Source organism: Pseudoalteromonas sp. (assembly GCF_041613455.1).
GTDB lineage: Bacteria > Pseudomonadota > Gammaproteobacteria > Enterobacterales > Alteromonadaceae > Pseudoalteromonas.
Genome location: NZ_JBFJHD010000180.1, coordinates 1 through 6,165, shown reverse-complemented (window position 1 = coordinate 6,165; position 6,165 = coordinate 1). Strand labels below are relative to the sequence as shown.

Genomic DNA, 6,165 nt, shown 5'->3' with positions numbered 1-6,165 from the left:
GGCGTGCGTAAAAAACTGTCTCAAGAATTGGGCTTTTTAGTGCCGCCTGTGCATATTCGCGATAATTTAGAGTTAGATCCGAACGCTTACCGCATTACGATGATGGGCGTATCCAGTGGCGAAGGGGAGCTAAAGCATGGCGACGAACTGGCAATTAACCCAGGTCAAGTGTTTGGCCCTGTTAAAGGGGTTGAAACCAAAGACCCCGCATTTGGCTTAGATGCGGTGTGGATCAAGCCGGAGCAAAAAGATGAAGCACAGTCGCTAGGTTATACGGTGGTTGATTCGGCTACCGTGGTGGCCGCCCATATTAGCCAGCTATTAACCAATAGCGCAGCCTTGCTATTAGGCCACGAAGAAGTACAAAACTTATTAGATATGTTGGCTAAAAGCCACCCTCGACTGGTGGAAGGGTTAGTCCCCGAAGTGCTGCCATTAACCACCATAGTAAAAGTATTGCAAAATTTATTAAACGAAGGGGTCGCCATTCGCGATATGCGCTCAATTGTGCAAACCCTAGTAGAGTATGGCCCACGCAGCCAAGACCCCGAAGTACTGACCGCTGCCGTGCGTATTTCGCTACGCCGATTAATCGTTCAAGATGCGGTGGGTATGTCGTCAGAAATCCCTGTCATAACCTTGGCGCCTGAGTTGGAACAGATGTTGCATCAGTCATTACAAAATGCAGGCGACGAAGGTGCCGGAATAGAGCCAGGACTTGCAGAGCGACTTCAAGTGTCATTAAACGAAGCGCATCAAAATCAAGAAATGGCCGGTGAACCTTCGATATTGCTAACGTCAGGAATGTTACGCACTGTGTTATCTCGTTTTGTTAAGTACACCATTCCAGGATTGCGAGTGATGTCGTATCAAGAGATACCAGACGAAAGACAGATCAAGATTGTCAGCTCAGTAGGCCAACAATAAGATTTTAAAGGGGTTGAACTATGAAGATTAAACGTTTTTTTGCTAAAGATATGCGCACCGCACTGAAAGAAGTGAAAGATGAGCTAGGTGTTGATGCGGTTATTATGTCTAATAAAAAACTGGCAAACGGTGTCGAAATTGTTGCCGCCGTTGACTATGATAAAGCAGCCCCAAAAACCACCGCGCCACACGCAAGTGCTGCTGCACCTCGCAGCGCTGATGCAGAGCCGCAAAATAAGCCCAACTTTGTGAAGCCCGCGCCACAACGCGCAAAGCCAGAGCCACAAGCAAAAGTCGCCGATAGCCTACAAGCGTTACTTGAGCGCCAGTCGCCACGTCCGCGCTCGGCAGAGCTTGCCTCAATGTTTTCGCACTCGGGTATAGACACTACTGAGCATTATCAACAGCCAGCAGCACAACCTCGGCCAACAAATAATATGTTTGCCGCTGAAGAACGTGCAAGCAAGCGCCCACACACACAAGCAGACAGCTTAGGGTTTGATGACTTAGACGCCGGCTTTGATGACCTAGATACGCCCGCGGCGGATGTGCCTGCCACTAATAATAGTGACAGCGCAGAAATGTTGCGAATGCGCGAAGAAATGAACGCTATTCGTCAGTTATTAGAGCACCAAGTATCGGGGTTAATGCAGCAAGACATGGCACGTCGCGATCCTACTCGCGCCTGTATGATTGACCGCTTAGAAGGCATGGGCATAGAGAACGCCGTTGCCGAACAAATGGCCCGCTTTGTACCCGAAGATGTGTCACGTCAGCAAGGCTGGAAAGCTTTACTGAGCATGGTAGAAGACCAGATGCAAACCACCAATAACGAAATATTACGTCACGGCGGGGTTTATGCGTTAGTGGGGCCTACCGGGGTGGGTAAAACCACCACAGTTGCTAAACTTGCAGCGCTTGGCGCACAAAAATATGGCGCCGATAAAGTCGCGTTAATTACTACCGATACCTATAGAATTGGTGCTTATGAACAACTGGCAACCTATGGGCGGATTATTGGCTGTGGCGTTAAGCAAGTTAAAGATGCCAACGAGCTGGCTGAGGTGCTATACCATTTACGTAATAAGCGCTTAGTGCTGATTGATACTGCGGGTATGAGCCAACGAGACTTGCGCTTAACCGAGCAGTTAAATACCTTAATGCGTAACCAACGCGTTGATATTCGCAGCTACTTGGTACTGAGTGCAACGGCGCAAATTAACGTATTACAAGAAACCGTCAGACACTTTAAAAAAGTTCAGCTCAGTGGGTGTATTTTCACTAAGTTAGATGAGTCATTAAGTTTAGGTGAGATTATTAGTATTGCGATTCAAAATCGCCTGCCAATAGGGTATCTTACTAATGGGCAACGAGTCCCTGAAGATATTCGTGTTGCAAATGCTGAAAAACTAGTAAAAAAAGCTGAGCAACTGTATTTAAAAAGAATAAAAGCACAACAATCACGCCAGCAATCAGTGGCGTCGAGCACAGTAGAGATGTATGATTAACACAGTATTGGATCAAGCAAGCGGCCTGCGAAAAATGAGTAAACATAATAATAACAATGGCGTGAAGGTTATCGCTGTGACTGGCGGTAAGGGGGGCGTTGGTAAAACAAACGTCTCGTTAAATACTGCTATTGCATTAGGGCAGCAAGGTAACAGGGTATTAGTGCTTGATGCCGACTTAGGTTTAGCAAACTGTGATGTGATGTTAGGGTTGCGTGTAGAGCGCAATTTATCACATGTTTTATCGGGTGAATGTGAGCTTGATGAAATTTTAGTGGAAGGCCCGGCGGGAATAAAAATAGTGCCCGCCACGTCTGGTTCACAAAGTATGGTTGAATTAACACCCTCAGAGCATGCCGGCCTTATTCGTGCTTTTAGTGAGTTAAGCAGTGATTTTGACATTTTAATTGTGGATACCGCTGCCGGTATTTCAGACATGGTGTTAAGCTTTTCTCGCGCAGCACAAGATGTAATGGTGGTGGTATGTGATGAACCAACTTCTATTACCGATGCTTACGCGCTGATCAAAGTATTAAGCCGCGAGCATGGCGTATACAAATTTAAAATTGTTGCCAATATGGTGCGTAGCATGCGCGAAGGGCAAGAATTATTTGCTAAACTGTCAAAAGTAACCGACCGCTTTTTAGATATTTCCATGGAACTGGTGGCGACCGTTCCTTATGACGAAAATATGCGAAAAGCAACCCGCCGTCAAAAAGTGATTGTAGAATTGTTCCCCAGTTCTCCGGCGGCACTTGCCTTTAAAACCCTGGCGACAAAAATTAAAAAATGGCCTATTCCGAACCAACCCTCCGGCCATTTAGAGTTTTTCATTGAGAAGCTAGTAAACGGCTAATTATGACTAGATTGGTGAATAAAGCGATGGGATATCAATCAACAATTAATCTAAATATAATTGTCGAAAAGCACGCATCATTAGTTAAAAAAGTAGCCTGTCACTTAATTGCTCGTTTACCACCCAGTGTGCAACTCGATGATTTAATTCAATCGGGAATGATTGGCTTAATTGAAGCCTCAAAAAACTTTGATGCCAGTAAAGGCGCCAGCTTTGAGACCTTTGCGGGCATTCGCATTCGTGGTGCGATGTTAGATGAAATGCGTCGCGGTGATTGGGCGCCACGCTCGGTACACCGTAAAAGCCGCCTCGTTATAGAAGCCATAGCCAGTCTAGAAACTAGCTTAAATCGCGAGCCCAAAGACAGCGAAATTGCCGATAAGCTTGAAATGTCGCTAGAGGAATATCATCATATTTTAACTGATGTTAACTCTACCAAAATTTTAGGAATTGAAGATTTAGGCATTGATGAAGATGTTATTACCCCAGTAGGGCACGATTTAGCACTAGACAAACCCTTTAATAATGTTAAAAATGAACGGTTTAATGCATCGTTACTCGATGCAATTAAATCTCTGCCAGAGCGTGATGCGCTGGTACTTTCCTTGTATTATAACGATGAAATGAATTTAAAAGAGATAGGGCAGATACTCGATGTAAGTGAGTCGCGTGTTAGTCAAATACATGGTCAGGCGATGATTAAGCTCAAAGCAAAAATCAATGACTGGATAAATTAGAAGTAAGTAAACAAAGGTTCAGGCCTCACTGGAGGATGTTTTGGATAAAAACATAAAAATACTTGTTGTTGATGATTTCTCGACAATGAGACGTATTATTAAAAACTTATTACGTGATTTAGGGTTTACCAATGTGCAAGAGGCTGATGATGGCTCAACTGCATTGCCTATGTTACAAAATCAAGCCTTTGATTTTGTAGTAACCGATTGGAATATGCCGGGCATGCAAGGGATTGATCTGCTAAAAGCAATCAGAGCGGATGAAAAGCTGAAGCATTTACCGGTATTAATGGTGACGGCAGAAGCAAAAAAAGAGCAAATTATTGCCGCCGCTCAAGCCGGAGTGAATGGCTATATTGTTAAGCCGTTTACCGCAGGTACATTAAAAACTAAATTAGAAAAAGTGTTTGAACGCTTAGGTTAATAAGGGGAGAGGCTTATGCCAGCAGCTGCTGCGCCTCAAATTACTTTAGAGCAAGCTCGTCAGTTAGTGACCTTTTTAGAAAATGGTGAACAACAACACGCTGACCAATTATTAGTAGAGATAGCGTCTCAAGAGCGATCGCATTTATTTGCCGAAGTGGGTAAATTAACGCGTCAATTACATGACTCGTTAACCGACTTTGAGCTTGATACACGTTTAACTGATTTGACTACCGATGCTATTCCAGATGCTAAAAAGCGGCTTAATTATGTTATCGAGATGACAGAAAGCGCGGCCAATAAAACCATGGATGCCGTTGAAGCCAGCTTACCAATAGCCCAGCAATTAGCCGATGAAATCGCCCATATTAAGCCCACCTGGGATCGCTTAATGAGCCGTGAAATTGAGCTGGGTGAGTTTAAACGTTTGTGCCACAGCATCGATAAATTTATGAATAACTCGCATCATAAAACCGATGAGCTACAACTCTTAATGACTAACGTGTTAATGGCGCAAGACTACCAAGACTTAACGGGACAAGTTATTCGCCGTGTTATCGAGTTAGTGCGTGAAGTCGAAGAAAGTTTAATTCATTTATTAACGGCATTTGCGGCGCAAGATGAAAATGACGCTAATACAGTAGCACAGCAAAAAACAGCCAACCCCAACGTTGCTGCGACGTTAGCAGGCCCAGAAGGTCCTATTATTGATAAAGAATCGCGCAACGATGTGGTATCTGATCAAGACGAAGTTGATGATCTTTTATCAAGTTTAGGTTTCTAAAAGGAAAGTAACTGTATGAGCTTTGAAGTCGATGAAGATATTTTACAAGACTTTCTGGTAGAAGCGGGGGAAATCCTTGAGCTGTTATCGGAACAGCTAGTCGAACTAGAAAATAACCCTGACGATACTGAACTATTAAACGCTATCTTTAGAGGCTTTCATACCGTGAAAGGCGGCGCGGGCTTTTTAGCGATGACAGAGTTGGTAGATGCCTGTCATGGTGCTGAAAATGTGTTTGACTTACTGCGTCAAAAAGTACGCTCCGTCAACTCAGAGCTAATGGATGTTATTTTACAGGCGCTTGATACTATTAATGAAATGTTTGCCACGATAAAAAATCGTGAACAACCTGAGCCTGCCGATCCGCAGTTACTTGAAACGCTTCATAAGTTAGGATTACCACCAACAGCCGACGAGCTTGCCACAACCGCTGACAGTGTTGCACCTGCAATGAGTGATCCCGTAAGCAGCGAGCCCGAAAATGATGCCGACGATCCATTTGCGTTTGATGATATATTTGATAGCGCTGCTGCGAATAATAGCGCCGCTGCGAACAGCACCGATAACAACGCGGACGATCCATTTGCGTTTGATGATTTATTTGATTCTCCTGCGGTTACCTCATCAGATAACCAAATAGATGAAATCAGTGAAGACGAATTTGAAAGCTTGCTTGATGAGCTACACGGCAAAGGCCAAGCGCCGGCAGCTGCGCCCCCGTCAATCAGTAGCAGCAACGATTTAAGCGGCGATATCACCGATGATGAATTCGACAGTTTATTGGATGAACTCCACGGAGTAGGCAGCTTTGGCGCGGTAACCGCAAACGCTAAGGCCGAGGTTGCTGATACGACTCAAGCCGCGGCGGATGATGATGAAATAACTGAAGATGAATTTGAAGCCTTATTAGATGAACTGCATGGTAAAGGG

At 44.6% G+C, this 6,165-nt stretch carries 7 protein-coding genes; all 7 read left to right on the top strand.

The genetic code is table 11. The features are described from left to right. Window positions 1-927 (top strand): FHIPEP family type III secretion protein (locus ABYB02_RS13525; protein ID WP_372762955.1); only part of this gene is annotated, 927 nt, incomplete at its 5' end. A 20-nt stretch (window positions 928-947) separates the two neighbouring features. Continuing rightward, on the top strand, window positions 948-2,435 hold the full coding sequence (flhF, locus tag ABYB02_RS13520) for a flagellar biosynthesis protein FlhF (protein WP_372762954.1): 1,488 nt from the start codon (window positions 948-950) through the stop codon (window positions 2,433-2,435). Continuing rightward, entirely contained in the window at window positions 2,428-3,291 is an 864-nt protein-coding gene (locus ABYB02_RS13515) for a MinD/ParA family protein (protein WP_372762953.1), read from the top strand. Before flhF ends, ABYB02_RS13515 begins: the two co-directional genes overlap by 8 nt. A gap of 26 nt (window positions 3,292-3,317) precedes the next feature. Then, on the top strand, window positions 3,318-4,028 hold the full coding sequence (locus ABYB02_RS13510; RefSeq protein WP_372762956.1) for an RNA polymerase sigma factor FliA: 711 nt from the start codon (window positions 3,318-3,320) through the stop codon (window positions 4,026-4,028). A gap of 40 nt (window positions 4,029-4,068) precedes the next feature. Then, window positions 4,069-4,452 carry a chemotaxis response regulator CheY gene (cheY, locus tag ABYB02_RS13505; protein ID WP_372762952.1) on the top strand — a complete coding sequence of 128 codons (384 nt, stop codon included), beginning with the start codon at window positions 4,069-4,071 and terminating at the stop codon, window positions 4,450-4,452. Window positions 4,453-4,467: 15 nt separating this feature from the next. Beyond that, entirely contained in the window at window positions 4,468-5,235 is a 768-nt protein-coding gene (locus ABYB02_RS13500) for a protein phosphatase CheZ (RefSeq protein ID WP_372762951.1), read from the top strand. Between the two features lie 15 nt (window positions 5,236-5,250). Continuing rightward, window positions 5,251-6,165, top strand: a 915-nt coding sequence (locus ABYB02_RS13495) for an Hpt domain-containing protein (protein ID WP_372762950.1), incomplete at its 3' end; no start/stop codon positions are given.

Bases quoted from the DNA above. Each gene is read 5' to 3' on its own strand.
- ABYB02_RS13515 (WP_372762953.1), top strand. From the start codon at position 2,428: ATGATTAACACAGTATTGGATCAAGCAAGCGGCCTGCGAAAAATGAGT.
- ABYB02_RS13510 (WP_372762956.1), top strand. From the start codon at position 3,318: ATGGGATATCAATCAACAATTAATCTAAATATAATTGTCGAAAAGCAC.
- flhF (WP_372762954.1), top strand. From the start codon at position 948: ATGAAGATTAAACGTTTTTTTGCTAAAGATATGCGCACCGCACTGAAA.
- ABYB02_RS13500 (WP_372762951.1), top strand. From the start codon at position 4,468: ATGCCAGCAGCTGCTGCGCCTCAAATTACTTTAGAGCAAGCTCGTCAG.